The organism is Sphingomonas sp. CFBP9019 (assembly GCF_034045155.1).
Classification (GTDB): Bacteria; Pseudomonadota; Alphaproteobacteria; order Sphingomonadales; family Sphingomonadaceae; genus Sphingomonas; species Sphingomonas aerolata.
Genome location: NZ_JAXCWK010000004.1, coordinates 691,341 through 718,119 on the forward strand (window position 1 = coordinate 691,341; position 26,779 = coordinate 718,119).

The window sequence follows — 26,779 nt, forward strand, 5'->3', positions numbered from 1 at the left end:
GCGCCGCCTGTCTAACTAAGCCAAGGGCCAGTCCGGTTATTCGACCAGGCTGGCATATTGCATATGATCCGGGTCCCGCATCGTGTCAGGGGGGATGACCGCATCGTCGGTATCGCTGGTGGCTGGTGTGCCCGCGTCGGCGCCGGTCGCCGGTGCAGGTGGTGCCGCTGCTGCAACCGCAATACCGGATTCGCTCGGTCCGGCCCCCGACCTGACGACGACGATCCCCGCCTGTTCGGGGGTTTCGACCGCGGATCCGCAGGCGGCGAGCATCGCCAGCGCTGCGATGCCGACCATGCCGCGCAGGGCAGCGCCGATGCGGGCAGGTCGACCACCATCACAAAGTGAGCGCGGCAGGACGCGGTTCAGGGCATGCGGGCGAGCGGCCGGGGCCGTCGCGGCGGACGCGACGGCGCGATGCGCGTCGTGGATCAGGGGCATTGGAAATTCTCCGTTGGCACCCGATCCTTCATCCGGCCGGTGCAAAGGAGGCCTCTTCAAACCTGGTTAGCGGCGGGTTTAGGGTAATGGAGATCCTGTTCTACCATGATCAACCGCCGCTGCCGGGGCCGGCGAGTCCAGCCGGCCGGATCAGCGCCCGGGCAGGGATGGGCGCAGCACGTAGAAAATATAGGCGACACTGGCCGCGAGCACGAGCACGGCGGGGATCGCATAGCCTTCGTTGCCGAGCCAGTTGCTCAGCGCACAGGCGATCGCGGGCGGCAGATAATGCCACACCGTATCGACCGGCTCATCCTCCATCGAGCGTTGCAGATAGAGCAGCGCCAAGCCCGCAAATACCGCAACGCTGAGCCAATCGTAAATTGTTTCCATGATATACTTCCCAAGCCGCCCGGAACCCGGCCGGCGCCACATTCCGTCAGAGGCGATCCCTATGCCCGGTCCTTCTAGATTTTCTCACCGTCTCGGGCAAATGCAGTATCTTGCCCCCGCTCTCGCGCTGGGACTGCCCTGACGACAACCGCGGCGCTGCGCCAGACCCCGAGCGGCCGCGACATCGAGGGCTGACTGGCTCACGACCACGCAGCTGCAAACGGGAACCAGCCAGCGTCAGGCGGTGCTGCGAAAGGCGGCAAAGATCGACTATGCGAAGGGCTTCGCGCCCGAGGTCAGCCCGACGCCAAATTCTTGAACCGCGCGAGCATCGCCTCGGACAGCCGCATCGGGTCGAGCGGCTCCAGATCGGGCCGGCCGCCCGGTGGGCTGGTGCGAAGCGTGTCGATGCTCGCGCGCAGCGCCGGCGGCGCGAGCGGGGGATCGAACACCGTGACCCAGCCGCCGGCGATCTCCGCCGCCAGGCTGGGCAGCGTGCCGACCGCCGGGGCCAGCAGCGGGCGGTCGAGCGACAGCGTGACAAGCGCGGTGCCCGAATTGAGCGTCGAAATCTGGTTCATCAGGCACGCGTCGCAGGCGGCGATCGCCGAGGCGAAGCGCGCATCGTCGAGCGGACCTGTCACGATGCGGATCGTCCCGTCGGACCGGTCCGCGACCGCGGTCAGCTGCGCGGCGATGTCGTCATCGCCCGCATCGCCGGCGATCAGCAGCATCTCATCGGGCCGGCGGATCGCGAGGAACGCCTCGGCGGCCTCGACCAGGTTCTTGCTGGGGCGCAGCGACCCGATCATGCCGAGCACCCAGATACCGTCGGGGATCGCCCAGGCCGCGCGCGCTTCGGCGCGGGGGATCGCGGGATAGTCCTCACGATAATGCGGGTGCGGAATGATCGTCCCCGCGACCGCGGCGATCGCCGGATGCGCGGCGCGATAGCGCTCGAGCGAGGCGGCGGACAGGCCGATCAGGTGATCGATCTGGCCGAGGAGCGGTGCATGATAGGCGTGCCAGATCCGGTGCCGCCAGCCGGTCAGGTCGCGGTGCGGCGTGACATTGTGCGCGGTCACGACGAGCTTGCCGCCCGATCGCCGGATCCCCCGCGCGGCGTTCAGCACGCGCGCGGCCTTCGCCGCGACGATCGCCGGGTTGTTGCTGCCCGAGCCTTCGAAGATCCCCTCGGGCCAGTGGATATGGAAGATGTCCGCGGCGGGGATGCGCCGCATCAGCGGACGGAACGCGGTGACCGAGGCCGCGGGCGCGCGGAACGCGCCGTACATGCGGCGGACATAGGGGTTGAGGTCGCTCGGATCACCGGCGGGCCAGGCGAGGACGCGGAGCGGATCAGCCACGGGCCACCGCCGTCCGCGCGAAGCGAATGAGCGCGAGCATGTCGCGGCGGCCGATCACGAACAGTGCCGCGGCATAGACAACCGCGCCGACCGCGACGTGGATGACCAGCGCGAGCAGCGGGGAGGGGACGTCGATCGTCCGGTGCAGCAGAAGCAGCGCCCCGACCATCACCGCGGATGCGGCAAGCGAGGGTGCTATGCGAGCAGCATAGGCCATCGGTTTTATCCTCAGCAGGTGGAGGGCCGCGCCGACCGAAAGCGGGTAGAGCAGGACGGCGCGGACGGTGAAGCCGATCGCGAGCGCCTGGAGACCATAGCGCACGACGACGAGGAACAGCGATATGTTGCTGACCGCGTAGATCGAGGTGAGGACCGTCTGCCAGTGCGGCTTGTCCTTCACCAGGATGATCGCCTGATTATACTGGCCGATCGTCGTCAGATAGGCGGTGCCGGCGATGATCGAGATGATCGGTGCCGCCTCCATCCATTTCGCGCCGAGCGCGACGCGCACGACCAGATCGCTGACCGCGATGAGCGACAGGAACATCGGCGCGGTGATCGCGGTGGTGAAGGATACCGCGTTCAGAAACGCGCCACGGAGCCGTTCCTCGTCGTCGCGAAGCCCGGCAAAGGTCGGCAGCGCGACGCGCGACAGCGCGGACGCCATCAGCTGGTTGAGGCCGAGCAGGATGCGCTTGGCGGCGTTGTAGATGCCCGTCGCCGACGCGCCGAGATAATAGGACGAGAAGAAGGTGTCGCTCTGCGTATTGGCGAAGTTGGTGAAGCCGGTGATCGCGACATGGCGGCCATAGCGCCAGGTCGCGAGCAGCTTGGCGCGCTCGACGCGCAGGCTCGGCCGCCAGTCGCTGACGACCCAGAGCAGGATCGTCGACAGCAAGGAGGTGGTGAGCTGCTGGACGACGAGCGCGGTCAGGCCCCAGCCGTTCATCGCGAGGAACAGGCCCGCACCGCCGCCGACGAGCAGCGCGAGGATCGAGCGGATCGCGAGCGGCTTGAACAGCAACTGGCGCGTCATCCACGCCTCATGCGTGCGCGACAGTCCTGAACTGAGGAGCAGCACCGAGGTCAGCCGGAGCGCGAACTCGATCCGCTCATTGTGCATGATCTCCGAGATGAACTGCGCCGACAGCAGCATCAGCGCCGCGCCGATCACCGCGCCGATCTGGATCAGCAGGAAGCAGGCATTGTAGTCGCCGGCGTCGGGCGCACCGCGCGAGACGATCGCGGTGGCGAAGCTTTCGACCGAGATCTGCTTGAACAGCTCGACGAAGAGCAGACAGGTGGCGAGGATGCCGAAATCGGCGACCGGGACGAACCGCGCGGTCACCAGGAAGACCAGGAGGTTGATGACCTGGACGAGCGCGCTGTTGACGACCGACCAGATTGCGCCGCGTCCGACCTGTTTACCTAATGAGGGGGCAGCCATGACTCACTCCCACAAATCGTGCGGGAATGTCGCGAGCAGCGCCTGGGGATCGAAGGATATCGGCGGCGCGCCCCCCATTTCGAGCGCTTCGGCGACACTGTTCGCGGAGTCGATGCCGGATCGTCCGGTCCCGCGCGCATAATCGTCATATTTGAACGGCGGCTCGGTCTCGGTCAGGCGGACATGCCGCGCGGGAATGCCGAAGGCCTCGGCGATCACGACGCCGTGGAGCGAGCTTGCGAGCACCAGATCGGCACCGACGATCTGCTCGACGACCGCGTTCCAGCCGCGCAGCGGCGACACGAACGGCAAGCCGAGCGTCGGCGCGAGCGTGAGGTCGTGGAGGTTGGGGACGAACAGGACCGGCCGGGCGCTGTGCCGCTTGAACCGGTCGGGGAACAGCGTCGGCAGCAGCAGCGCGGGGTCGCCATAGACCGCCGGGACGTTCAGCCCGCGCTCCGCGAGGAAGGCCGCGGTCAGCGGACCGCGGACCGCGCGGATGTCGAGTGCGTCGAAGGCGTGGCGGTCGGCGGGAATCTTGCCGTTGACGCCCGAGCCCCAGACGGTGTCGCCGGTCTTGGCGAAATGCATCACCGATCCGACCGTGAACAGCGTCGCGTCGCGCGCCGTCTCCTCGTCGAGGCTGCGCCCGTGCAGCGCGAGGACACGCTCGGCGACGACCGTCGCCAGCCGGTCGCCGAAGTTGATCGCGCTGCCCGCGGGACGCCATTCGAACACGTCGACGCTCGGATAGCGTTCGTCATAGGAGGGCGGCGGGGCGTTACGCAGGCGCGAGAGTGCGCGGTGCAGGCGAGGAGGCATCATCTGTTTCATCGCTTCATCCGTTGTCCGAGCGTCGCGGCCAGGAAGGTCGCGTTGCCGACGAGATAGCGAGACGCCATCCGTCGGGGCTCCTGCAGAAGGCGGAAGGTCCATTCGATGCCCGCACGCTGCATCCAGAGCGGCGCGCGGACGAACTGGCCCGCAGTGAAATCGAGAAAGGCGCCGATGCACAGGATCACCGCATCGACCGCGCCAGCATTGGCGGCCGCCCATTTTTCCTGCCGCGGCTGTCCCATGCCCGCGAGCACGAGTCGCGCGCCCGATGCGCGGATCTGCTTCGACAGCGCGGGCGCCTCGTCGGCGCTGAAAAAGCCGTGATGGCTGCCCGCGATACGGATGTTTGGGAAGCGCTCTGCAAGGATCGCGCCGGCCCGCTGCGCGACGCCCGGCGGGCTGCCGAGCAGGAAGACGCCCGTTCCCGCCGGCAGCGCGGCGAGCACCGCGGGCGTCAGGTCGGTGCCGTTGAGATTGGCCGGGAAGCGCGTGCCGTAGAGCAGCCGGCTGGCGATATCGACGCCGCTGCCGTCGTTGAAGAACACGCCCGCCCGCGTCGCGGTCACGAAGGCGGGATCCGCCCGCGCAAGGTTGACGCTGTGCGCATTGCAGAAGCCGAAGATGGCCGGACCGTCGCCTTCTACCGCGGCAACGACCTGTGCAACGGCACCCGGTACATCGGTGGCGACCACATCGATGTGGCCGATTCGCCGAATCTCCATCATGCCCACCATGCTCAATCGATCAGGATCGAGCCGAGCACGGGGGTGGCATGCTCCTGCAGCACGGCCGCGGCGTTGCGCAGCGCGCGCGCATCCGACCGGTTGCGGCGCGCGACGATGATCGCCGCGTCGAGCCCGAAACAGGCCTCGAGCTGTGTCGCGCTGGCGGGGCCGGCATCGAAGATGACCAGCCCATAATGGTCGCGCAGCGGATCGAGCGTGTTGGCGAGACGCTGCCGGTCGAAGAGTTCGGACGCGTTGGGGACGCTAGGACCCGCCGACAGCAGCGACAGGCCGGGGATCGCGGTGGTCTGGGCGATCGCCTCGACGCGGCCGCCCGACGACAGCAGCGTCGACAGACCGGTGCGGTTGGGCAGGCGGAAGAGCCCGTGCTGACGCGGTGCGCCGATGCCGCCATCGACCAGCAGCGTCGAATAGCCGGCCTGGGCGCACGCGACCGCGAGATTGGCGGTGAGCACGGTGGTATGCAGCGTTTCGTCGTCGATCCCGATCATCGCGATCCCCTGAAGCGGAGAGCCGTCGGGACGGACGTCGCGCGTCACGATCGCGCGAATGTCGCGCGCGGTGACCGCGATGGGATCGTCGGGCGCGAATGCTGCGACGACGAGCGGATCGACGCGCTCATCGCCCTCGGGAAGAACGGTGAAGCCCTGCTGCAGCTCGATCGCGCGGCGCACCTGCTCCTCAGTCGCGAAGCCGAGCTGGACCGCCGCCTCGCCGAACAACAGCCCGGTTTCAGCCTGGCGGTGCTCGATCTGGCGATGCGCCTCGGGCGACAGCGACAGCAATTTGCCCAGAAGCTGCCGCTGGCTGGGCGCTTCGGCACCCGGCGCGACCGCGGGACGAACGACATTTGCCGTTTCGCTCGAACGAAGCCTCATAACGTCTGCCTTCCACCCAGCAGCGACGCGACGCGCGACTGCGAAAACGATACCGAGCCCAGCACGGGCACACCCATGGCCGTCGCTGCGCCGCTCGACGTCCGCACCCGCGGCCGCCACAGTTCGAGCGCCAGCGCCGTCCCCGCTGCCAGCATTCCGCCCAGCACGAGGCCGAGCGCCAACCGCATCGGTACGTTGGGCGAGGAGGGGAACATCGGCGGCTGCGCGACGTCGAGCTGGACGACGTTGGTCGACGGCGCCTCGCTCTGGAGCCGCATCGTGCCGAGACGCTGGGTCACGGTGTCATAGGCCGCACGGGCCGAATCGACGTCGCGCTGGAGCACGTCGAGCTCGGCGCGGTCACCCGCCAGCGACAGCATCTTGCCGCGCTGCTGGTTCAGCAGGGCGCGCATCTGGCTTTCCTTGCTGCTCGCCGCACCGCTGGCGACGCGCACCGCATTGGTGCTCGTCCCGGTCTCGACCGCGAGCCGGCGACGCAGCGCCGACAGTTCCGCCTCGGCGGCCTGGCGCTGCGGGTGGTTCGGGCCGAGATCCGCGCTGAGCTGTGCGACTTCGGCTGTCTTGGCCGAGATTTGCGTGCGCAGACCCTGGACGACACCGGCCGACTGCACGTCGAGCCCGGTGCTGCCGCCGCCAGCGCGTGCGCCGGCATCCGCCGCCGCCGCTTCGGCCGCGGTCAGCTGGCCGGACAATTCGGTCAGGCGGGCGGCGTCGGTGTTGTTGGTTGTCGTGTCGACGATCCCGGTGCGACGCTGGAACGCGGTCAGCCGGCCCTGCGCCTGCTCGAGCGCGGTGCGGACCTCGCGCGTGCGATCCTCGAACCAGCGCGAATAGGTGCGGGCGGGATCGGTCTGCAGTTGCAGGCGCGCATCGAGGTAGCTGGTGGCAAAGCCATTGGCGACCTGGGCCGAGAATTGCGGATCGGCCGATTTGAAGCGGATCGCGAGCACGCGCGAGGTCCGGCCCGGTATGACCTCGAGCCCGCCGAGCAGCTGACGACCATACCAGGCGTTGACGTCGCCGGCGCCACCGGTGCGCGCACGCCACTGGTCAGCAACCTGCGGGTTGGCGGCAAGCTTCAGGTCGCGGACGACCGCGGCGGCGATCGCCTCGCTCTGCAGGACGTCGGCCTGGGTCGCGACGAGCGCGGCCACGCCATCCTGCTGCGGCGCCGCCTCGTCGGTAACCGACTGGGCCGGGCCGCCGTCGAACAGCAGCGAGGACTGCGCGACATAGGTCTTGGGCGTGACGGCCGTCCAGAGTGCGACCAGCACGACGATCAGCAGAATGATCGCCAGCTCGATACGCCAGCGCGCCTTGAGCGACGCGATCAGATCAGCGGGTATTAGCAAGGTTGCTCTCCTGCGGTGCGCCAAGCCGGGCCGCCGTGGTGGAAACAGGGGTCGTCATCAACAGCGCGATCAGCATCTGCGGCGCGGTACTGTCACGGAAATACACGCCATCGTGTTCGCCGTCATTGCCCCGTTCGCGGACCAATGCGGGGTCTAGCATCGAAATGGCACGATCATATCGATCGGTATCAAGCAAAACGACGTCCATCGTCGCGGCGGTGCGCGCCAAGGCCTCGAGCGCATCGCGCTGTTCGAGCGTGCAGCCGAGCACGACCTTCGCAAACAGCCGTGCATCGGGCTCGTTCATCTGCGCCCAGTGGCTGAACGCATCGACGAAGCCGGTGCGGGTATGCGCCTTGGTGACGATATCCGCGTCGCTGCTGACAGCGGCGAGCGACGAATGCCCGGCCAGCATACGCAGGTGATAGGGCGAGCCACAGGCGGCATCGGCGATCATCGCGCGCGCATCGGTATCGAAGCGGACGCCGGTATTGGCCTCGCCGCGTGCGATCAGCGCGTCGACGCTGTCCGCGCCGATCCGGCCCAGCGACACGATCCGCATGTGCCGGCGCAGCGACGGGTGGCCGGCGACGACGTCGGACACGGTCCGCGCGATCCCGACCAGCACGAACAGCACAGGCACGAGCGCGTCGGACAGCAGCTTCATCGCCGCAGCGACGTCGCTCTTCACGCTCGCATCCTCGATCCGGTCGAACTCGTCGAAGATCAGGATCGTCGGCGCGGTGACGCGGTCTGCCACCAGATCGACGAACGCCCGCGGGCCGAAATTCTCCGGCATCTGTTCGAGCTTCTGCGCAAAGGCACGCTGTCCGCCCGGCGCGAAGGCTGCGGGCGGGAGCGCGTCGAGATAGAGCCTGATGATGTCGGCGAAGGTCGCATGCGGTTCGCACGCGAAATAGAGCACGACGGCGCCCGATTCATCCGCATGCTCGCCGAGCACGCGCACCAGCGACGTCTTGCCCGAGCCACGCGCGCCGTGGATCACCGCATGCTGATGAAAGTCGAGCGTCGCGGCGAGCAGATGGTCGAGCTCGACCGCGCGTCCGAACAGCTCGCCGCGGGTCCGCACCGGGCGTGCGGCATCGAACGTGTCCGCGATCCGGCGCCGGTCGCCGATCAGCCGCGTCGCGGTGCTTGCCGGGGCGGGATCCGCGGGCAGGTCGACGACCGGCGCGGCGGGCGGGGTGTAGCGATGCGTCAGCTCGATCACGGGGGGCTCGGCCCATCCGCGGCCGTCCAGCCAGCGCGTCAGCGATGCAATCCATGACTTCAACATAATTCTTGTATCTGCCTTGCCGATCCGGGGAGCGGGTACGCGACGTTGCTGCAACGCACAATAGGATTGCCGTACGGCTCCACGGGGCCACTATACCCTGTGATCATTAAGATTTGTGCCGTATCAGGATAGACATTTGCGGTTTGTCCCCGGTCTTGTCGGGTTGAACGCTGTACATATACGGCCCCCACAGGGCGCCGCCTGCCCAATAGGTCCAACCGAGCCAGACGTCCGAGCCCGCGTCAAGTGTGCCGAGCACCGCATCGAGCGCGGCGAGGCAGTTCGGGTCACCGCTGACGCCGAATTCGCCGAGAAATCCCCGTGCCTTGTTGGCACGCAGCCAGGCGGTGGCCGAGTCGAATGCCTGTGCGGCGGCCTTTGGCGACACGCATTCCGGATGCGTTCCCGAAGAGTCGGCATCCGGATATTGATGCATTTCGAACGCCATGTTGTTCGCCGGGTCGACGAGCGTTTTCAACGCATCGCCGTTCGAGTCGCTGCCTTTCGTCCAGGAATGGGCACCCGACCAATTCGTTCCCGGGACGAGCACCAGATTGCGCGCGCCCGTCGCGCGGATCGCCTGTAACGACGCCTCCGCAATCGGTCGCCACGCCGTGGCGGAGAGGCCATTGGGTTCGTTCATCATGCCGAACGCGATACGCTTGTCCCCGGCATAATGGCGGGCGAGGCGGGTCCAGAGGTCGGCGAGCATCGCGCCGCGCTGGTCGATCTGGTCGAGCCGTTGGCCCCGGTATTTGGCGTAATTGTGCACGTCGAGGATGATCAGGCCGAACCCGCCGAGCCCCGCGATCGATTCGTCGAGCCGTGCGAGTTCCGCGGCGTCGATCGGGGCATTGGGCCGCGGTTGCAGCCGTTCCCAGAGAACGGGCACGCGGATCGCGTTCATGCCCGCGGCGACGAAGGGCGCGGTCTCCTGGGGCTTGGGGTAGAAATAGTCGAAGCCGTAGCGCCCGGGAATGCGCTTCGAGGCAAAGCCGCCGGTCGCGATGTTGACGCCGGTATAGCGCGGATGCGCAGGCTTGCGCGGCCCAGTCGCGGAGGGGGCATCGGCGGCGGGATCGAGCGTGATCGGTAGACCGGTTCGCGCGGGCGCAATCATGACCGCAACGCCGGCCGTCGCGACCAGCGCAGCGCCTCCCAGCGCGATGAACAGGCCGTTATGTCGCATCGGCACGCCCATCACCCAAGCCGGTGACCCGTGCAAGCATCACACGACCAACGCCGGGGGAATCGCGACGGCTGGCCCGGGTAGCGGGGTGCGCCGGCGCTGGCGGCACGGGACATGGCGGGGCACTAGGGTATGAAAAAGGGCGCCCCGTTGCCGGAGCGCCCTCTTCTCAGGCCGTGGCCGCAGACGTCAGGCTGTTGCGAAACAGACCTGGCGACGACGAATGCGCAGGGCATCGCATGAAACGAGACATCCCGGCCACCGGAATCCGATCACTGATTCAGAGCCATTTTTCGTTGATGAAGACCGAGTCCTCGGCCTTGAGTTCGCCGTCGAGATCGACCTTCTTCAGCTTCTCGCCGTCGCGGAAGATCGTGACGTTCCGCGTCGATCCGGCGAGCGTCGGACCACCGGCGCGGGCCAGCGCCTGGCGAACCGTCATCCCGGTCTTCAACGGGAAGGATCCGGGCGAATTCACCTGGCCATAGACATAGATGACGGGCGCGACCGGAACGAAGAGCGTGTCCTTCGCCTCGAGCAGCGTCGCCGCGCTCCATTCGCCGCTGAGGTCCGACAGGAGGATACGGTGTTCGACCGGATCGCCGACGCGCTTCAGGATCGCAAAGTCCGCGCTGGTCCCACGCGTGCCGCCCGCGCGGGCGAGCGTCATGCCGACGGTCAGCTGCAGATCGAGCGGATAGATGCCGGGGGTTCCGACCTCGCCGAACACGGTCACCGAACTGCTGACGAACTGCGTGACCTCAACATTGACGACGGGCTTGACGAAATAGCCGCCGCTCCGCAGCCGGGCGGCGATATCCGCGGCCAGTTCACGCGCGGTCTGGTTGCGCACCTGGACCGCGCCGAGGAACGGCAGGGTGATCGTGCCGTCGCTCTTGACGCGCGTCTTGACCACCTGGCCCGGGCCCTGGCCGAAAATCGTCACCTCGACCTCGTCATCGGGGGCCAGGCGATAGCCGTCGTTGGGTACGGCACCCGCCGGCGCGGGTGTCGGGCGCGCGGTTGGTACCTGCGCCCCGGCGGCCGCAGCGGCCATGAGCAACGGCAGAACAAGCGAATGCGCCATGCGGATCTTCATCATCATCCCCTTAGAAACGGGCCGTGACACCCGCCGATGCGGATGTGGCCGTATAGTCGTAAATCGCATTGTCAGCCGTGCGGCGCTGGTGAGCGACGTTCAGGCTGAGCCGTAGCGACCGGTGAAAATCGAATGCATAGCTTCCGCCGACGACGTTCAGCCTGTCCTTGCCGCGTGGTGGCTGAAGCGTGAGCGCCAGATCCTCGCCGCGCGGATCGCGTCGCGCGCGCTGGGCGAACAGCGTGGCGGTGCTACGCGCCGAGAGCAGATAGGACACGTTGAGGTTGTAGCTGTCGGCGATGATATAGGTCGCGCCAAACGAGCTCTGATTCTGCACCGCACGGCGGCCGGAGCCGACGATCGTGAACCGGGGCACCGGGCGTATCGTCACCTGCGCGTCGAACGACGGGCCGCTGAAGGACGGCACGGCCGCGCGCTTGGGGTCGGCATGCGTGATGCCGCCGCCAAGCCGGAAGCTGACGCGCGGCGCGACCGAACGTTCGAAGACCAGCTGGACGTCGGTGATCATCGTCGAATCGTCGATCCCGGTCAGATCCTCGATACCCGGGCGCGCGATCTTCGCAACCGAGCCAATGAGCTGCAGCGTACCGAGGCTGGGCCGCCCATAGCCGATCCCCGCGCGCAGCGCCGACTGGTTCGTGTCCAGAACCTTGCGGCTGCTGTTGGTGAGCGACACGCGGTTGACCCCCACCGCGGGAAAGAAGCCCGCCGCGGCGCGGCAGCTCGCGCCGACGTCATAGACCTGGCGCAAGAAGCTCTCGGTCACCACGGTGTTGGTGTCGCCGAGATCGAACTGCGCGCGTTCGAGCGCCGCGCTGCCGGTCACGCTGCAGGGCGCGCCGACCGGGGTCGTCACGCTCGAAGTCAGGTTGATCCGCTCGCGATCGAGGCCGCTGAACCGGGTGTTGAAATCATAGCCGACCGTGCCGCCGGCGGTGACGCGGGTGCGTCCGAAGATGCGATTCAGGTCGACGGCCAGCGCCGGCGAAACGCGGATATTGTCGCGCGGCCCGCTCCCGCGCGCGTCGTTGAGACGCAGCACGTTGCTGTCATAGACACTGGTGATCACCGGCACGACACGAAACCGGTCGACATTGCCCGCAACGGGCACGCTGACGGGTGTGTTGACGTTGACCGTCTGTGCCTGCGCACCGCTCACCAAACCGCCAGTCATGGCCGCCGCGAGCGCGACCTTGCCGATCCGTGCAGTTCGCTCGTCTCGAGCCCTTCGCATTGTTTCCCGTCATGTTTTCAATTGCTACCCGCATGATGCGCGGTCGCATTTCGTCCTTCGAGCTATTCCGGCGCTTGTCAAATCTCGACTCGCGGCACCGGGCCCAAGGGCACCGCGTCTCGATAAGTGAAAAGCGCGATCAGGTCGAGTGACGGCGTCGCACGGTGCTGTCCCTTGATCGTACACCGGGTCGCGACGATTCGGGTGTCAGGCCTCGGCGATCAGGCTGAGAACGTCGCCGATCAGGCGTCGCATCGCGTCGCGCGCACCATCGGCATCGCGCGCGGCGATCGCGACGGCGACCGCGGCATGGTCGGCGATGTTCGCGCTGCGCCCCTTGATCCGGTTGGTGAAGCGGATCGAGGTGCGAAGCGCGGTTTCGACCACCGACTGGAACTGTGCGTAGAAGGGGTTGCGCGACGCGCGCAGGACGGCGACGTGGAACGCGATGTCCGCGTCGAGCGGATCGTCATAGCTGCGCTCCGCAGCGGCCATCCGCGCCAGCCCCGCCTCGATCGCGACGATGTCCTGTTCGGTGTGATACAGCGCCGCGAGCGCCGCCGCTTCAGGCTCGATCCCGATCCGCAACTGGTTGAACTGCTGCAGCAGCTCGACCGAAAATTTGCGGTCGAGCAGCCAGCGCAGCACATCGGTGTCGAACAGGTTCCAGCTGCTCGATGGCTGGACGATCGTGCCCTGTCGCGGCCGCGCGCTGACCAGTCCCTTGGCGGTCAGCATCTTGACCGCCTCACGGGTCACCGATCGGCTGACGCCATGCGCCACCGCGATCTCCGCCTCGGTGGGGAAGGGCCGATCCGTATATTGGCCGGTCACGATGGCCTTGCCGAGCAGGTCGAGCATGCCATGCGTAAGGTTCCGTCCCAGATCCCGATTCTCCAGGGCAACGACGTCGGTCAGCACACGCTCCATAAAGCCTGTGTGGCGCAAACCGGTCCGGCTGTCACCCACTGCAAGCAACTGGGCGGGGTGGATTGTCATATAATTCTGTCGCGCGTGTGCCGGGAAGGCGCTGCGGAAGGGCGAACGGGCAATAACGCTATCGCCGGCGGACCGAACCGCCTAGACGGCGCGCTCCCCGGGGGGCCGCTGACGCGCGGCTGAGAGGTGGGCTGCAGCCCATGACCCGCTGAACCTGATCCGGTTGATACCGGCGTAGGGAGGGCTGGCGGCGCGTCCGTCGTCCCTCCGTGTGGAGTGGACGCAAGACCGTGATGATCCTTCGATTTGACCTGATGACGGGCCGGCCGCCCCGTGTTGCATGCAGCGCGCTGGCAGCGGCACTTGCTGCTGTGGTGGCCTTCGCCCCCGCCGGCGCGCAGACGCGGGCGGATGCGCGGGACGGCGCCGACCCGGTCGATATCCGCGTCGTCGGTCTTCTCGATCCCGAGGGGCTGCTCCCCGACCAGACGGTGCCCAAGTCCGAGAGCGCGATCGCCGCGGCGTTCATCACCAAGCAGGCGCCGACGCTCAACGCGTTCCAGCTGGTCAATCTCCTGCCCGGCGCGACCGTCGCGTCGAGTGATCCTTACGGTCTGTCGACCAGTTCGAGCCTGACGTTGCGCGGGCTGGGGCAGGACGAGATCGGCGTGACGATGGAGGGCGCGCCGCAGAACGACATTGGCTATTATTACGCCTATCCCTCGCAGTTCGCTGATACCGAGAATCTGCAGCGCATCGCGCTGGCGCAGGGCGCGGTCGATATCGCGTCGCCGACGCTGGGCGGTGCGGGCGGGTCGCTGTCGCTCTGGCTCGACGATCCGAGTGCGGCGCCGCGCGGGCTCGTCGACCTGTCGATCGGATCCTATGCGGCGCGGCGCGGCTTCGTCCGGCTCGATAGCGGACGGATCGGCCAGACGGGGCTGCGGGCCTTCGTCTCTTATTCGAACACGCGCGCGAACAACTGGCGCGGTGCCGGCCATGACACGCGCCAGCATGTCGATGCCAAGCTGCTCGGCGAATGGGGCAACGGCAACCGCGCGAGCCTGGCGCTGTCGTTCAACGACGCGAACTCGTCGACCTATCGCAGCCCGACGCTCGCCGAATGGCGCGCGCAGGGACGCGATTTCAACTTCGATGCGCGGTACAGCGCGGGCAACACCAATTACTGGCGGCTGTACCGCGCGCCGTTCCGCAACCTCTATGCGTCGGCGCCGGTGCATCTGGCGCTGGGCGCAGGGGTAACGCTCGACAGCACCAGCTATCTGCAGTTCGGCTACGGCAATTCGCCCTATGGGACGCAGCTCGGCACGACCGGCAATTTCCTCGGCATCGAGCCGCTCGCCGATCCGATCGCGCTGCCGGGTGCGGTCGACGGGGTCGCGACGGTGCTGGGCAATTATACCGGCGACCAGCGCCGCGTGGGCACGGTCAACACGCTGACAATCGAGCGCGGCATCCACCGGCTGACCGCGGGGCTGTGGTTCGATCACGGCACCGACCGCGTCGTCCAGTCCTACACCGCGGTCGGCGCCGACGGCGCACCGGCCGATCGCTGGGGGTATCGCGCAAAGGCGATCCGGACCGCGGACGGCCGGTTGCTCGCCTATGAGAACCAGCGGACCGTGACGGTGACCAAGGCGGCGTTCCTGGCCGACCATGTCACGCTGACCCCGCGTCTTGCGGTCGATATCGGGTTCAAGGGCGTCAACGTGCTGCGCAGCGGGCGCAACTACCTGCCCGGGCCGCAGGACCGCGTCCGCCTCGACAGCTTCGCCGCGCTGCCGCGGGCGGCGGTGCATTACGAGATCGACGACCGGCAGCAGCTGTTCGCCAACATCACGACGAACTTCCGCACGCCGAACGAGTTCACGCTCTACGACAGCTATGCGGGCGGTGCGCTGGTCAGCGCGGGGACGACCGCGCTGAAGAACGAATATGCGGTCTCGCAGGAGCTGGGCTATCGCTATATCGGTACAGCGCTGTCCGCATCGGTGACGGGGTTCCATTATGATTTCCGAAACCGCCAGCTGGCGACGGTCATCAATAGCGGCGGCGCGCTGGTCAATTCGACGCTGAATGCCGGGGGGCAGAGCTCCTACGGGATCGATGCCGAGATCGATTACCGCCCGGCGCGCGGCGTCAGCGTCTATGTCTCGGGCGAATATCTGCGCGCGCGGATCAGCGACGACTTGCCGGTCGGCGACGACTATCTGCCGACCCGCGGCCGGCATGCGGTCTCGAGCCCGACCGTCCAGGTCGGTGGCGGCGGGACCTATGACGACGGACGGTTGTTCGGCAGTGTCGCGGTCAAATATGTCGGCCGGCAATATGCGACGTTCGTCAACGACGAGAGCATTAAGGGCTATGCGACGCTCGACCTGTCGGTCGGCGTGCATCTGGCGTCGATGCTCGACGGCAAGCGGACCGACCTGCGGCTGAACGCGATCAACGTGACCGATCCGCGCGTGCTGGCGGGCGTGCAGTCGGTCTCGACCAATGCGCGTGACGTGATCGGGCGCGGCGGGACGCTGATCGCGGGATCTGCGCCGACCTATTATGTCGGGAGTGGTGCGGCCGTCATGGCGACCATCTCGCGCGGCCTGTGACCGGTGCGGGCGCGATGATCGGCGCGGGCTCGCCGGCGGCGCATCTGGTCCACGGGATGGGTACCGACATGGCCGCACCGAGCTGGCCGGCAATCACCGCCGAGGAAGCCGCGACCGTGGTCGCGCAGTTCCCGGCCGCCGGTCCGCTCGAGCGCGTGCACTGGCATTCGCCGCGGCCCTTCTCCGCGGCGGCGCTGATCGAGACCGGGCAGGGGATGTTCCTGCTCAAGCGGCATCATCGCCGGATGCGGACGCCCGATCAGCTCGGCGCGGAACACCGGTTCATCGCGCACCTGCGCCCGCACATTGCGGTGCCCGAGATCATGAGGCTCGCCGCCAGCGATAGCGGCGCGCTGGCCCGCGGCGACTGGACCTATGAACTGCATCGCAAGGCCCCCGGCGTCGACCTGTATCGCGACCGGCCGTCCTGGACGCCGTTCCTGTCGCTGGCGCAGGCGCGGGCGGCGGGCGTTGCGCTGGCGCGGCTGCACCGCGCGTCGCAGGGGTTCGACGCGCCCGCGCGCGTGCCGCAACCGCTGGTCGCGAGCTTCACCATCCTGCCCGATCCCGACCCGATCGCGGCGGCGGAACGCTATGTCGCGGCGCGGCCGGCGCTCGCCGCCTTCCTCGCCCCGCGGCCGTGGCGGCGCGAGCTCACATCGCTGTTCAGCGCGCTCGGCGACGGGTTGCAGCCACGGCTCGCCGCGCAGCCGGCCTTGTGGACGCATAATGACTGGCATCCCTCCAACCTGCTCTGGCAGGAGGAGGACGTGCGGACCGTCATCGATTTCGGGCTGGCGGACCGGACCTGCGCGCTGCACGACCTGGCGATCGCGCTCGAACGCAGCGGTGTCGCCTGGCTGGCGCTCGGGCAGGGCGCGGACGCCACGATCGGCCAGCCCGAGGCGGCGTGTGCGCTGCTGGCGGGCTATGCGGCGACGACCGCGTTCGGTGCGGAGGACGGGGCGACGCTCGTCCGGCTGCTGCCGCTGGTGCATCTCGAATTCGCCCTGTCGGAGGTCGCGTATTTCGCAGGGGTGCTCGGCGACATGAGCGCGGCGGCGCTGGCCTGGGACGGCTATCTGATCGGCCATGCGGCGTGGTTCCTGTCCGAACCGGGGCAGGACTTCCTCCGCGGGATCGCCGATGCGGAGAGCGGCGCGTGACGACGCTCGAGATCGCCGCGGTCGCGGTCAGTTTCCTCGGCATCTGGCTGACCGCGGTGCGGCGGCTGTGGTGCTGGCCGGTCAACTTGCTGGCCTGTGCGCTGTACTTCAAGCTGTTCCTCGACGTGCGGCTCTATGCGGACATGATGCTGCAGGCGGTGTTCGCGGGCGCGCTGGTCTATGGGTGGCGCAACTGGACGCGCGGGCGGCAGGATGCGGGTGACGTCGCCGTCGTGCCGCTACGGCCGATCCCCGCGCTGGCGGGGCTTTGCACCGGTGCGGGTGCCGCGATGGGAATCGGGTTCGTCATGAGCCGCTATACCGACGCGGCGCTGCCCTGGATCGATGCGACGCTGAGCAGCTTCAGCCTGGTCGCGCAATATTGGACCGCGCGGCGGCACAGTGCGAGCTGGCTGCTGTGGATCGTCGTCGACATCGTCTATGTCGGGATGTTCGTCGCGAAGGGGCTGATGCTGACCGCGGGGCTCTATGCGGCGATGATCCTGCTCGCGCTGTTGGGCTATCGGCAGTGGCAGGCGGCGCGTCAGAACCAGGCGCGCACACCGAGCGCGAGCGAGACCCCGCCCGTCCTATCACCATCCCTGCGCGCATAACGCGCGGTGGCGCCGTAGCGCCGTTCCCAGGACAGCCCGACATAGGGCGCGAGTTCGCGGCGGATCTCGTAGCGTAGCCGCAGGCCGAGTTCGGCGGTGGACAGCCCCGCGCCGATCCGGCTGCCGGGCATGTCCTGCGCGGCGAGGTTCAGCTCGACACGCGGCTGGAGGATCGCGCGCTGGGTGATGCGCTGGTCGTACCAGGCCTCCGCACGCGCCAGCACGTCGCCCTTGTCGGACAGGAACAGCGTGCCCTCGACGTCGAACCAATAGGGCGCCAGGCCTTCGACCCCGAGCGCGGCATAGGTTCGTTTGGCGCCTGCGCCGAGATCCTGGCGGACGCCGGCTTGCAGGTTCCAGTACGGATCGAGCGCGCGCGAATAGAGCGCCTGCACTTCGGCGGCCTCGACCCGGTCGCCGAAACCGCCTTCGCCTTCGGTCTTGACGACCAGCCGGTCGATATCGCCGCCGAACCAGCCCGCGCCGTCCCAGCGATAGCCGTCGCGACCGCTGCGTACCTGCACCTCGGCGAGGTTGAAGAGGATCTGGCTGAAGCGCATGCCGCCATGCTCGTCGCGCATCATCCGGTTGGCCTTCGCCATCGTTGCGGGATCGTAGAAGCGCGCCGCCGCGAGCGTGGTCGGCGGCGCGGGGGGCGGTGCGGTGCCCGCGGGCTGGTCCGTGCCCGCCGGGGCGGCGGGACCGTCAGACGCGGCCGGGGTGCAATGGCCCATCGCGGCGTGTTCGGGCGAGCAGGCGGCGTCTGGCATGGCTGGCGGGGGCGTGATCGCGCCGGCGGCCGGTTGGCAGTGGCCCATTGCGGCATGCTCGGCCGTGCAGGCGGCGGTCGGGGACATGTCCATCGCCGGCATCGCCGATGCGGCGGGCTTCGCAGCGCGCGCCCGCGCCGGCGTCGCCTTGCGTGCCGCGGGTTTTGCCGGGGCGGTCTTTTTGGGTGCCGGCCTTTTTGGTGCGGGCTTTCTGGGCGCGGGTTTGGCGGGCATCGTCATGCCGGGCATCTTCATTCCGTGCATCTCGTGCATCTGCGCCGCGGCGGGCGTGGCGGTGACGGTCGCGAGGAAGAGAGCGAGCGTCTTCATGCCGCTGCTCCCGCTTCGCTGTCGGGGCGGACGGTGACGACCTGCATCATGCCCGCGTGCATGTGGTAGAGCATGTGGCAATGGAACGCCCAGTCGCCGACCGCATCGGCGGTGAGGTCGAAGGTCGCGGTGCCACCGGGGGCGACGTTGATCGTGTGCTTGCGCGGCGCATGATCGCCGTGCCCGGTCACCAGCTCGAAGAAATGGCCATGCAGATGGATCGGGTGCGCCATCATCGTGTCGTTGATCAGGGTGACGCGGACGCGTTCGCCCTGGCGGAACGGGATCGGCGCCTTGACCTCGTTCAGCTTCACGCCGTCGAACGCCCACATATAGCGTTCCATGTTGCCGGTCAGGTGGATCTGCAGCTGCCGCGTCGGCGCGCGCAGGTCGGGATTGCGGTCGAGCGCGACGAGATCGCGGTACACCAGCACGGTGTGACCGGTGTCGTTCAGGCCCTGCGGCGGCTCGCCGGTGCGATCCATCGGCATCGGCGCGACGGTCTGCACGGTCGGCGTTCTGGGCAGGCCCGGCGCGTTGGCAAAGTCGCGCATGCTGTGGCTCATGGCCGGCATCGGTGCATCGCCGGCGGGAGCCTGCGCGGGCTTGTCCATGCCCGGCATTGCGCCGTGGTTCATCCCCGCCATGCCGCCCATCGCGCCATGATCCATCGCGGCCATGTCGCCCATGCCCATGTCCTTCATCGTCGCGAGCGGGCGTCTGCGCAGCGCAGGAACCGCAGCGACCATCCCGACGCGCGGCGCGAGCGTGGCGCGCGCCATGCCGGACCGGTCCCAGGCCTCGGCGACGAGCGTGTGGGCGACGGGCGCGGCGGGTTCGACGATCACGTCATAGGTTTCGGCGACCGCGATCTGGAACTCGTCGACCGCGACGGGGCGCACGTTCTGGCCATCGGCCTGCACGACCGTCATCTTCAGTCCCGGAATACGGACGTTGAAATTGGTCATCGCCGAGGCGTTGATGATGCGTAGGCGGACGCGCTCGCCGGGCGTGAACAGCGCGGTCCAGTTGTCCGCGGGGCCATGCCCGTTGACGAGATAGGTATAGGTCGCGCCCGTCACGTCGGACACGTCGGTCGGGTCCATCCGCATCCCGCCCCACATCCGCCGTTCGCCCGCCGGCTGGTCCCGGCCCGCGAGCAGGCCGCCGAGCGTCTGCTTCTGATAGTTGAAATAGCCGCCTTGGAGCTTCAGCCTGCGGAAGATGGCGTGCGGGTGAAGCGGGCTGTGATCCGACAGGACGATCACATGTTCGCGGTCCGACATGATCGGATCGGGACCTTCGGGGTCGATCACGATCGGGCCGTAATGCCCCATCTGCTCCTGCAGCCCCGAATGGCTGTGATACCAATAGGTCCCCGCCTGCACGACGGGGAAGTCGTAGGTGAAGGTGGTTCGCGCCGGGATGCCGGGAAAGCTGATCCCGGGCACACCGTCCATCTGGAACGGCACGAGCAGTCCGTGCCAGTGGATCGACGTCTCCTCGTCGAGGCTGTTGGTCACCGACAGCCGGACCTGCTGCCCCTGTTTCAGCCGGATCAGCGGCGCAGGGCTGGTGCCGTTGATGCCGATCGCGTGGCTGCGCGTGCCGTCGATCGTCCGCGTCACATGCGCAACGGTCAGCGCGATATCGGTGCCGGACAGCACCGACAGCGGTGTCGCGATCCCGGCGGACACGGGCTGGGCCCAGGCGGGCAACCCGGGCAGCGCGAGCGCGCCGCCGCCAAGCGTGGCGTCGCGGAGGAATTGGCGGCGGGTCGGTCGGGTCATGCGGATCCTCGGGCCGGGAGCGGTCACGTCTGTCAGGTCATACGCCGCCGATCGGCTTGCCCCTCATGACGTTAGACAAATCAGGCCGCGGCGGCGAGCGCGGCGCGCGCGCGGCGGATCCGGGTCTCGACCGCCTTTGCGCTGATCCCCAGCGCCTGCGCGGCCTCTGCCTGGCTCAGCTCGTGGATCGTGCACAGCAGCAGCGGCTCGCGCAGCGGGGCCGGCAGCCGCGCGATATCGGCCAGCGTGCGGGCGAGGTCGTCGCGACCGATCGCGTGCGTCTCCGTATCCGCCGCCCCGTCCGCGACCCGCTCGCCCGCCTCGATCGGCAACACGCGGGCGAGCATATGGCGGACGCGGCGGCGACGGTGCCAGTCGCGGCATTTGTTGATCGCGATCCGCGCGAGCCATGCGCGCAGCGACCGGTCGCGGTCATAGCGGGACAGCGCGGCGTGCGCCGCGACAAAGCTGTCCTGCAACAAATCGAGCGCCTCGTCGGGATCGCCGATCTGCGCGAGGATCAGGCGGTAGAGCGGCTGTTTGTGCCGCCGCATCAGTGCCGTGAACGCCGCCTGCCGGTCCGCCGCGGGCCCGGCGAGATGCGCGGCGACCAGCGCGGCGTCGTCATAGGCATCGAGATCGATGCTCGTGCGGCGCGCGGTCCTGTCGGGGCGGGGCGGGATCAATGCGCGGGGGTCAGCGCCTGCACGACGACCCGATCGAACGCCGCGGTCTGGTCGGCGCGCATCACGCCGCGCATTGCAAAGACATGCGCGAGCGTCGCCTTTTGCAGCGCGCCCATCGTCCGGTGCGACCGGTCGACCGCGGCGGCGACCGCGGGGCCATTGGCATGTTCGCGCTCGATCGCGGCGGCGAGACGGACATTGTCGGCGCGCAGCTCCGCTTCCAGGGCCGCGCGGCGGACCGCGAACTCGGCCTCGAGCCGGTCGAGCGCCGCCTCCTGCGGGGCGTCGAGCACCACGTCGCGGTGGAGCAGCGTGTGGAGTTCGGTGCCGTGCGCTGCGCCCGGCGTCCGGATCCAGCCGCCGATAAACACCCCGGCGATCGCCGCGAGGAAGGCGAGGACGATCGTCGGTGCCGCGCGCCGGACCGCGGACGTCATTGCCCGAGCAGCAAGGTCGAGGGGGCAAGCGCGCCGTCGATTCCGATCGGGATCGACGCCTGCGCAGGCGCGCCATGGCCGATCGGTGCCGCCCCGCCGATCAGTCCCAGCACCAGCGCGGTACCGACCGACCACCGCCCGACCAGGAGGCTGGTGTGCCGACTGCGCGCATTCTCCGCGATGGCGTCGAACACCGACGCTTCGACGCCATCAAGCGCACGCGGCACCGGCATCGCCGCCAGCCGGGTCAGTCCTTCATCGACAGGATCCTGCATCGTCCGCTCCCTCTGCATCCAGACATACGCACCGCCGCGCGCGATCCCGCATGATTTTTGCCCGCTGGCGAGAATGGGTTGCCGCCGCCGTGTCGCCGCTAGTGCTTGAAGCAGTGCGCGCGGTGCCATTGCAGGAAATGGGGGTGCGGCCGATCGGCGGCGCGGGCCGGCGCGGTGGCATAGCCGCTCGCGTTGACGACCCCGCGGATCGTGTCGGGATCATTGGCCTGGCGCGATACGAGGATGGCGAGATCATCGGCGAGCGACAACAGCCCGCGATCGAACATCCAGTGCGCGGTGCCCGACAGCGCGAGCCCGTTGCTGACGATATCGGGGCCGTTCGCCTCGACCGGGCGGATATGCGCCGCCTCGACCTCGGCGCGGCCGCCGCCGTTGATCAGCTTCAGCCCGGTGATCGCGCAGCGTTCGTCATAGGCGCGCAGGACGGTGCGGCGGAAAATCCGGTCGCGGACGATCCGGGAGGTGAGGCTGGCGATGCGCGGACGATCGCCCTCGATCAGGAACGGGCTGCGCTCCTCATGCCAATGGCCAACGTCCACCGTGTCGGCCACGGCATCGCCGGTGCGCGGCAGCAGCGGGGTCTCGTCGTCGAGGCCGAGCGTGACGATGCGGTTGAAGTCGGCAGGCGAGATCGGGCGCACGGCGGACTGGGCACGGCCGGATATCCGCCCCTGATCGTTGAGAACGCCGCGTTCGACTGGACCGTCGGCGCCAGAAAAGGGCACGGGGGTGGCAAAATCTAGATAGGAGCCGGGTTCGATCAGCGCGAGAAACATGGCCGCCGTCGACGGATCGGGGATGATCCGCTCGACCTTGGCGACCGCGAAATAGCCGCGCGTGGCCGCGACCTTGCGGGGTTCGTAATAGAGGATCCAGTCGCCGATACTGGGCTGCGCACGGCTCAGATACTGGGCGGGGAACTGGTATCGTTCGGCCGGGCTGTCGTCGTAGATCGCGTCCGAGCGGTGAATGAATACGCCAAAGGCCATTGCTGACCTTAGCGCATCACTCCCGATCCACCAGCCACGACAGCGCACGCCCCGACCAGAGGATCAGGCGAACATTTCCATCTGGCGTGGCTTCGGCGCGACGATCGGGCGGAGCTCGGCGCGGTCGGACAGCGCGACCGGGCGCCAGTCCTCGGCGATGATGAACGGGCGGATCTTCGCGACCGACACGGTCAGCCGCGCGACATCGGCAAGGTGGAGGCGGCGCCAGCGGCGGCTGGTCAGGATGCCGTTGACCGCCTTTACGCCGAGCCCGGGGACGCGGAGCAGCATCTCGCGCGGGGCACGATTGACGTCGACCGGGAACGACCCGCGGAACTTCAGCGCCCAGGCCAGTTTCGGATCGATGTCGAGCGGAAGCATGCCCGTTGCATCATCCGCCGCGGCGACGACCTCGTGCGGCTGGAATTCGTAGAAGCGCATCAGCCAGTCGGACTGATAGAGCCGGTGTTCGCGCATCAGCGGCGGGCGCTGCAGCGGGAGCACCGCACTGGCGTCGGGGATCGGGCTGAACGCCGAATAATAGACGCGGCGAAGACCGAACCGGTCGTACAGCGTCGAGGCCTTGCGGACGATGTCGCCATCGGTCGCGGCATCGGCGCCGACGATCATCTGCGTCGACTGGCCCGCGGGGGCGAAACGCGGCGCGGACTTGTACTTGGCCTTGGCGTCCTTGCCGTCGACGATCGAGGCCTTGACCTCGCGCATCGCGGTCTCGATCCGGACGCCGTCCTTCTCGGGGGCGAGCCGCTTGAGCCCGCCTGCGGTCGGCAGCTCGACGTTGATCGACAGGCGATCGGCATAGAGTCCCGCCTGATGGACGAGCTCGGGATCGGCGTCGGGGATCGTCTTGAGGTGAATATAGCCGCGGAAATGATGATCCTCGCGCAAGCTGCGCGCGACCTCGACCATCTGCTCCATCGTGTAGTTGGACGAGGCGATGATCCCCGAGGAGAGGAACAGCCCCTCGATATAGTTGCGCTTGTAAAAGGCTATCGTCAGGTCGACGACCTCCTTGGCGGTGAAGCGCGCGCGGCGGACGTTCGAGCTCTTGCGGTTGATGCAGTAATGGCAGTCGAAGATGCAGCTGTTGGTCAGCAGGATCTTGAGCAGCGAGATGCAGCGGCCATCGGGCGCATAGGCATGACAGATCCCCATGCCCTCGGTCGAGCCGAGCCCCTTGCCGTCCTTCGAATTGCGCTTGGCTGTGCCCGACGACGCGCAGGATGCGTCGTACTTCGCGGCATCGGCCAGGATCTCGAGTTTCTCACGGGTGTCGAGCTGGGCCATGCGTTCATCTTACGTTCCGCACAGATGCCTGTCGATTGATGCGGATCAACTGTCCGGGGGATTATCCAAACAGGCCAGCGACGTAGCGGATGATGTCGACGAAGCTGCCGAGGCTGATCGGGAGGAGCATCAACGCGAGCGCATAGACGAGGAGCATGCGGCTGAGCGCCTTCTCATGGCGGAAGGCGGGCTTGCGCGGCGGAAGATCGTCCTTGCGCGGCCAGATCGTCGAGTCGTCGAGGAACATCCGACCATTATAGCGCGATTGCTCGCGTTTCGCAGCGGGTGACGCCTTTATGCCGCGACGAGGATGGTGGCGGCCTGCAGATCGACCGAGACGAGGCGACTGACCCCGGGTTCGATCATCGTCACGCCGAACAGCCGGTGCATGCGGCTCATCGTGACCGCATTGTGCGTGACGACGAGGTAGCGCGTGGCGGTGTCGCGCGCCATCCGGTCGAGCAGGTCGCAGAAGCGGTCGATATTGGCGTCGTCGAGCGGCGCGTCGACCTCGTCGAGCACGCAGATCGGCGCGGGATTGGTCAGGAACAGCGCGAAGATGAGTGCGACCGCGGTCAGCGCCTGCTCGCCGCCCGACAACAGCGTCAGCGACTGGAGCCGCTTGCCGGGGGGCTGGGCGAGGATCTCGAGCCCCGCCTCGAGCGGATCGTCCGAATCGACGAGCTCGAGATGCGCGCTGCCGCCATTGAACAGCGTTGCGAACAGCCGCTGGAAATGGCCGTTCACCGTCTCGAACGCCGCGAGCAACCGCTGTCGCCCCTCGCGGTTGAGCGTGCCGATCGAGCCGCGCAGCCGGTGGACCGCCTGACCCAGCTCGTCGCGGTCGGCCGCATTGCCGACCGCCTCGGTTTCGAGTGCGGCGAGCTCTTGGTCGGCGACGAGGTTGACCGCGCCGATCCGCTCGCGCTCGGCGGTCAGGCGGTCCTGTGCGCGGCTCTCGTCCGCAGGGGTGCGGACATCGGCGGCCGCGAAGTCGAGGCGTTCGGGCAGGACGGGGGCGGGGCAGGCGAAACGCTCGCCCGACAGCCGCCCTAGTTCGCGGCGCTGCTGCTCCTGTGTGTCGACACGGACGAGCGCGCCGGCGCGGTGCTCGCGTGCCTCGGCGAGCGCTTCGGCCGCGCGGCGATGCGCGTCGTCGGCGGTGCGAAGCGCGGCTTCGGCGGCGCGTTCGGCGGTCTGGAGCGTGTCGGCGTCGGCGCGCGCGGCGGTGTGCTCGGTATCGAGCGTGGCGATCGCGGCATCGAGGGTGGCGGGACGGTCCGCGAGTGCCTCTGCATCGGCGGCGACGTCGCGGGCGCGGCGGTCCAAGGCGGTGATGCGGGTTGCGGCTTCGCCGGCACGCGCACGCCAGCTGCGGATATCGGCCTGTGCGGCGGCGAGGCGTTCGCGCGTTTCGGCGCGCAGCCGGTCCTGCGCGGCGCGGTCGCTGCGCGCCTGTGCGACCGCGCCGCGGCGGCCCTCGGCGTCGCGGTGGAGCGTCGCGACCGCGTCGGCGCTGGCGCGGCCGTCGGGCAGTGCCGCGGCCGCGGCCTCGGCGGCGGCGAGCTCCGCGGCGGCATCGGCCTGTTCGGCATGGACGCGGTGCGCGCGCTGATCGAGATCGGCACGCTGTCCGGCGCGGCGTTCAAGCGCGGCGACGGCGCGATCTTCGCTGCGCTGCGCGTCACGGATGCGGGTCTCGGCCGCGGACAGGCGTGCGCGAGCGTCGTGCGCAGCGTGGCGGTGCGCGGCGATCCGTTGGTCGATCGCGGTGCGCGCCACTTCGTGCGTGGCGAGAGTGGCAGCGGCGGCGGGGCGCGCGGCCTCCAGCGCGTGCAGGCGATTGCGCCGTTCGAGCCGCTCGGCGGCCGCGGCGCCGCTGCCCTGTGCGACGAAGCCGTCCCAGCGGCGCAACACGCCGTCGCAGGTGACGAGGCGCTGGCCGACCGCGAGCGGCTGGCCGTCGTCACGGTCGGTGACGAAGACCTGGGCGAGCCGGCGCGCGAGGGAGGCGGGTGCGTCGACGTCGGCGGCAAGCGCGGTGGTGCCGGACGGGCGCGCGGGATCACCGGGCGCGGGCGCCGCGCCGGCCCAGGCGGCGGGGTCGGTATCCAGATCGTCGCCGAGCGCGGCGGCGAGCGCGCGCTCCAACCCCGGCATGGCGGTGACATGGTCGAGCAGCCGGTCGCGGCCGCTGCGCTGGGTCGCGCGGGTGAGCGCGGCAGCCTCGCTGTCGAGTGCTGCGAGTTCGGCGCGGGCGGTGGCGCGCGCGGTCTCGGCGGCATCGCGCAAACCACTTGCGGCGCGTTCGTCGCTATCGGCCTGCGCGAGCGCGTGGCGGGCGGCGGCGGCGTCCTCCAGCGCGGCGAGACGCGCCTCGGCGGCGGCGGCGCGATCCGCCTCGAGCGGGGCGGAATCGCCGAGTGCGCGGTGCGCCGCCTCGATCTGCGCCGCGTCGCGTGCGGCGCGATCGGCGCGGGTGCGCGCGGCAGCGAGCGCGGCGGC

General features: G+C 68.7%; 25 protein-coding genes and 1 riboswitch. Of the genes, 3 read left to right on the forward strand and 22 right to left on the reverse strand.

Annotated features, from left to right (window positions below; all coding sequences use genetic code 11):
• Window positions 1-36: 36 nt before the first annotated feature.
• The 13 genes from SOM18_RS14985 to SOM18_RS15045 form a co-directional block, all read right to left on the reverse strand.
• Window positions 37-441: a hypothetical protein gene (locus tag SOM18_RS14985; protein ID WP_031441800.1), complete on the reverse strand. Its 405-nt coding sequence runs from the start codon at window positions 439-441 to the stop codon at window positions 37-39.
• A 150-nt stretch (window positions 442-591) separates the two neighbouring features.
• Window positions 592-834 carry an XrtV sorting system accessory protein gene (locus tag SOM18_RS14990; RefSeq protein WP_031441799.1) on the reverse strand — a complete coding sequence of 81 codons (243 nt, stop codon included), beginning with the start codon at window positions 832-834 and terminating at the stop codon, window positions 592-594.
• Between the two features lie 296 nt (window positions 835-1,130).
• A complete protein-coding gene (locus tag SOM18_RS14995; protein WP_320481907.1) occupies window positions 1,131-2,201 on the reverse strand; it encodes a hypothetical protein in 1,071 nt (356 codons plus the stop codon).
• Window positions 2,194-3,648, reverse strand: coding sequence for a lipopolysaccharide biosynthesis protein (locus tag SOM18_RS15000; RefSeq protein WP_042467778.1), 1,455 nt, complete (start codon window positions 3,646-3,648; stop codon window positions 2,194-2,196). Before SOM18_RS15000 ends, SOM18_RS14995 begins: the two co-directional genes overlap by 8 nt.
• Window positions 3,649-3,651: 3 nt before the next feature.
• On the reverse strand, window positions 3,652-4,482 hold the full coding sequence (locus tag SOM18_RS15005) for a polysaccharide pyruvyl transferase family protein (RefSeq protein WP_200874059.1): 831 nt from the start codon (window positions 4,480-4,482) through the stop codon (window positions 3,652-3,654).
• Entirely contained in the window at window positions 4,479-5,210 is a 732-nt protein-coding gene (locus SOM18_RS15010) for a WecB/TagA/CpsF family glycosyltransferase (protein WP_320481908.1), read from the reverse strand. The genes SOM18_RS15005 and SOM18_RS15010 overlap by 4 nt, the downstream gene beginning before the upstream one ends.
• 11 nt (window positions 5,211-5,221) lie before the next feature.
• A complete protein-coding gene (locus SOM18_RS15015) occupies window positions 5,222-6,109 on the reverse strand; it encodes a CpsD/CapB family tyrosine-protein kinase (RefSeq protein ID WP_037530233.1) in 888 nt (295 codons plus the stop codon).
• The gene (locus SOM18_RS15020; protein ID WP_042467776.1) at window positions 6,106-7,482 is read right to left on the reverse strand and encodes a GNVR domain-containing protein; all 1,377 of its coding nucleotides are present in this window, start codon (window positions 7,480-7,482) and stop codon (window positions 6,106-6,108) included. The genes SOM18_RS15015 and SOM18_RS15020 overlap by 4 nt, the downstream gene beginning before the upstream one ends.
• Window positions 7,466-8,779, reverse strand: coding sequence for an ATP-binding protein (locus SOM18_RS15025; RefSeq protein WP_052381000.1), 1,314 nt, complete (start codon window positions 8,777-8,779; stop codon window positions 7,466-7,468). The genes SOM18_RS15020 and SOM18_RS15025 overlap by 17 nt, the downstream gene beginning before the upstream one ends.
• A 106-nt stretch (window positions 8,780-8,885) precedes the next feature.
• A complete protein-coding gene (locus tag SOM18_RS15030; protein ID WP_320481924.1) occupies window positions 8,886-9,968 on the reverse strand; it encodes a glycoside hydrolase family 5 protein in 1,083 nt (360 codons plus the stop codon).
• 280 nt (window positions 9,969-10,248) lie between these two features.
• A complete protein-coding gene (locus SOM18_RS15035; protein ID WP_160172665.1) occupies window positions 10,249-11,067 on the reverse strand; it encodes an SLBB domain-containing protein in 819 nt (272 codons plus the stop codon).
• A gap of 10 nt (window positions 11,068-11,077) precedes the next feature.
• Window positions 11,078-12,322, reverse strand: a complete 1,245-nt coding sequence (locus SOM18_RS15040) for an outer membrane beta-barrel protein (protein WP_081874419.1) — start codon at window positions 12,320-12,322, stop codon at window positions 11,078-11,080.
• A gap of 207 nt (window positions 12,323-12,529) precedes the next feature.
• Window positions 12,530-13,252, reverse strand: coding sequence for a FadR/GntR family transcriptional regulator (locus tag SOM18_RS15045; RefSeq protein WP_042467771.1), 723 nt, complete (start codon window positions 13,250-13,252; stop codon window positions 12,530-12,532).
• A 164-nt stretch (window positions 13,253-13,416) separates the two neighbouring features.
• A riboswitch (TPP riboswitch) is annotated at window positions 13,417-13,505 on the forward strand.
• A 70-nt stretch (window positions 13,506-13,575) separates the two neighbouring features.
• Here SOM18_RS15045 and SOM18_RS15050 point away from each other — a divergent pair.
• Genes SOM18_RS15050 through pnuC form a run of 3 tightly spaced genes read left to right on the forward strand, consistent with a single transcriptional unit; the run spans window position 13,576 to window position 17,668 of the window.
• Entirely contained in the window at window positions 13,576-15,888 is a 2,313-nt protein-coding gene (locus tag SOM18_RS15050; RefSeq protein ID WP_414712128.1) for a TonB-dependent receptor, read from the forward strand.
• 14 nt (window positions 15,889-15,902) lie between these two features.
• Window positions 15,903-17,054 (forward strand): phosphotransferase enzyme family protein, encoded by a 1,152-nt coding sequence (locus tag SOM18_RS15055; protein WP_414712129.1) that lies wholly within the window; start codon window positions 15,903-15,905, stop codon window positions 17,052-17,054.
• The gene (gene pnuC, locus SOM18_RS15060) at window positions 17,051-17,668 is read left to right on the forward strand and encodes a nicotinamide riboside transporter PnuC (RefSeq protein WP_042467024.1); all 618 of its coding nucleotides are present in this window, start codon (window positions 17,051-17,053) and stop codon (window positions 17,666-17,668) included. Before SOM18_RS15055 ends, pnuC begins: the two co-directional genes overlap by 4 nt.
• Here pnuC and SOM18_RS15065 read toward each other — a convergent pair.
• From SOM18_RS15065 to SOM18_RS15105, 9 genes are all read right to left on the reverse strand, one after another.
• Window positions 17,599-18,768: a copper resistance protein B gene (locus tag SOM18_RS15065; protein ID WP_320481910.1), complete on the reverse strand. Its 1,170-nt coding sequence runs from the start codon at window positions 18,766-18,768 to the stop codon at window positions 17,599-17,601. The genes pnuC and SOM18_RS15065 overlap by 70 nt on opposite strands.
• The gene (locus SOM18_RS15070; RefSeq protein ID WP_320481911.1) at window positions 18,765-20,558 is read right to left on the reverse strand and encodes a copper resistance system multicopper oxidase; all 1,794 of its coding nucleotides are present in this window, start codon (window positions 20,556-20,558) and stop codon (window positions 18,765-18,767) included. Before SOM18_RS15070 ends, SOM18_RS15065 begins: the two co-directional genes overlap by 4 nt.
• 80 nt (window positions 20,559-20,638) lie before the next feature.
• Window positions 20,639-21,244 carry an RNA polymerase sigma factor gene (locus tag SOM18_RS15075; RefSeq protein WP_414712123.1) on the reverse strand — a complete coding sequence of 202 codons (606 nt, stop codon included), beginning with the start codon at window positions 21,242-21,244 and terminating at the stop codon, window positions 20,639-20,641.
• A complete protein-coding gene (locus SOM18_RS15080; RefSeq protein WP_031441723.1) occupies window positions 21,241-21,681 on the reverse strand; it encodes a periplasmic heavy metal sensor in 441 nt (146 codons plus the stop codon). Before SOM18_RS15080 ends, SOM18_RS15075 begins: the two co-directional genes overlap by 4 nt.
• Window positions 21,678-21,956, reverse strand: coding sequence for a hypothetical protein (locus SOM18_RS15085; RefSeq protein ID WP_042467721.1), 279 nt, complete (start codon window positions 21,954-21,956; stop codon window positions 21,678-21,680). Before SOM18_RS15085 ends, SOM18_RS15080 begins: the two co-directional genes overlap by 4 nt.
• A 98-nt stretch (window positions 21,957-22,054) precedes the next feature.
• Window positions 22,055-22,966 carry an HNH endonuclease gene (locus tag SOM18_RS15090; RefSeq protein ID WP_031441722.1) on the reverse strand — a complete coding sequence of 304 codons (912 nt, stop codon included), beginning with the start codon at window positions 22,964-22,966 and terminating at the stop codon, window positions 22,055-22,057.
• Between the two features lie 63 nt (window positions 22,967-23,029).
• Complete coding sequence (locus SOM18_RS15095; RefSeq protein ID WP_031441721.1) at window positions 23,030-24,274, reverse strand: putative DNA modification/repair radical SAM protein; 1,245 nt, start codon at window positions 24,272-24,274, stop codon at window positions 23,030-23,032.
• A gap of 61 nt (window positions 24,275-24,335) precedes the next feature.
• Window positions 24,336-24,521: a hypothetical protein gene (locus tag SOM18_RS15100; RefSeq protein WP_031394247.1), complete on the reverse strand. Its 186-nt coding sequence runs from the start codon at window positions 24,519-24,521 to the stop codon at window positions 24,336-24,338.
• A gap of 47 nt (window positions 24,522-24,568) precedes the next feature.
• On the reverse strand, window positions 24,569-26,779 hold a 2,211-nt coding region (locus SOM18_RS15105; RefSeq protein WP_320481912.1), incomplete at its 5' end, for a chromosome segregation protein.

Excerpts from the sequence above, each read along its gene's own strand:
- SOM18_RS14985 (WP_031441800.1), bottom strand. The coding sequence starts at position 441 with ATGCCCCTGATCCACGACGCGCATCGCGCCGTCGCGTCCGCCGCGACG.
- SOM18_RS14990 (WP_031441799.1), bottom strand. The coding sequence starts at position 834 with ATGGAAACAATTTACGATTGGCTCAGCGTTGCGGTATTTGCGGGCTTG.
- SOM18_RS15000 (WP_042467778.1), bottom strand. The coding sequence starts at position 3,648 with ATGGCTGCCCCCTCATTAGGTAAACAGGTCGGACGCGGCGCAATCTGG.
- SOM18_RS15005 (WP_200874059.1), bottom strand. The coding sequence starts at position 4,482 with ATGAAACAGATGATGCCTCCTCGCCTGCACCGCGCACTCTCGCGCCTG.
- SOM18_RS15010 (WP_320481908.1), bottom strand. The coding sequence starts at position 5,210 with ATGATGGAGATTCGGCGAATCGGCCACATCGATGTGGTCGCCACCGAT.
- SOM18_RS15015 (WP_037530233.1), bottom strand. The coding sequence starts at position 6,109 with ATGAGGCTTCGTTCGAGCGAAACGGCAAATGTCGTTCGTCCCGCGGTC.
- SOM18_RS15025 (WP_052381000.1), bottom strand. The coding sequence starts at position 8,779 with ATGTTGAAGTCATGGATTGCATCGCTGACGCGCTGGCTGGACGGCCGC.
- SOM18_RS15030 (WP_320481924.1), bottom strand. The coding sequence starts at position 9,968 with ATGCGACATAACGGCCTGTTCATCGCGCTGGGAGGCGCTGCGCTGGTC.
- SOM18_RS15035 (WP_160172665.1), bottom strand. The coding sequence starts at position 11,067 with ATGAAGATCCGCATGGCGCATTCGCTTGTTCTGCCGTTGCTCATGGCC.
- SOM18_RS15040 (WP_081874419.1), bottom strand. The coding sequence starts at position 12,322 with ATGCGAAGGGCTCGAGACGAGCGAACTGCACGGATCGGCAAGGTCGCG.
- SOM18_RS15045 (WP_042467771.1), bottom strand. The coding sequence starts at position 13,252 with ATGGAGCGTGTGCTGACCGACGTCGTTGCCCTGGAGAATCGGGATCTG.
- SOM18_RS15050 (WP_414712128.1), top strand. The coding sequence starts at position 13,576 with ATGACGGGCCGGCCGCCCCGTGTTGCATGCAGCGCGCTGGCAGCGGCA.
- SOM18_RS15055 (WP_414712129.1), top strand. The coding sequence starts at position 15,903 with ATGATCGGCGCGGGCTCGCCGGCGGCGCATCTGGTCCACGGGATGGGT.
- SOM18_RS15065 (WP_320481910.1), bottom strand. The coding sequence starts at position 18,768 with ATGAAGACGCTCGCTCTCTTCCTCGCGACCGTCACCGCCACGCCCGCC.
- SOM18_RS15070 (WP_320481911.1), bottom strand. The coding sequence starts at position 20,558 with ATGACCCGACCGACCCGCCGCCAATTCCTCCGCGACGCCACGCTTGGC.
- SOM18_RS15080 (WP_031441723.1), bottom strand. The coding sequence starts at position 21,681 with ATGACGTCCGCGGTCCGGCGCGCGGCACCGACGATCGTCCTCGCCTTC.
- SOM18_RS15085 (WP_042467721.1), bottom strand. The coding sequence starts at position 21,956 with ATGCAGGATCCTGTCGATGAAGGACTGACCCGGCTGGCGGCGATGCCG.
- SOM18_RS15090 (WP_031441722.1), bottom strand. The coding sequence starts at position 22,966 with ATGGCCTTTGGCGTATTCATTCACCGCTCGGACGCGATCTACGACGAC.
- SOM18_RS15095 (WP_031441721.1), bottom strand. The coding sequence starts at position 24,274 with ATGGCCCAGCTCGACACCCGTGAGAAACTCGAGATCCTGGCCGATGCC.
- SOM18_RS15100 (WP_031394247.1), bottom strand. The coding sequence starts at position 24,521 with ATGTTCCTCGACGACTCGACGATCTGGCCGCGCAAGGACGATCTTCCG.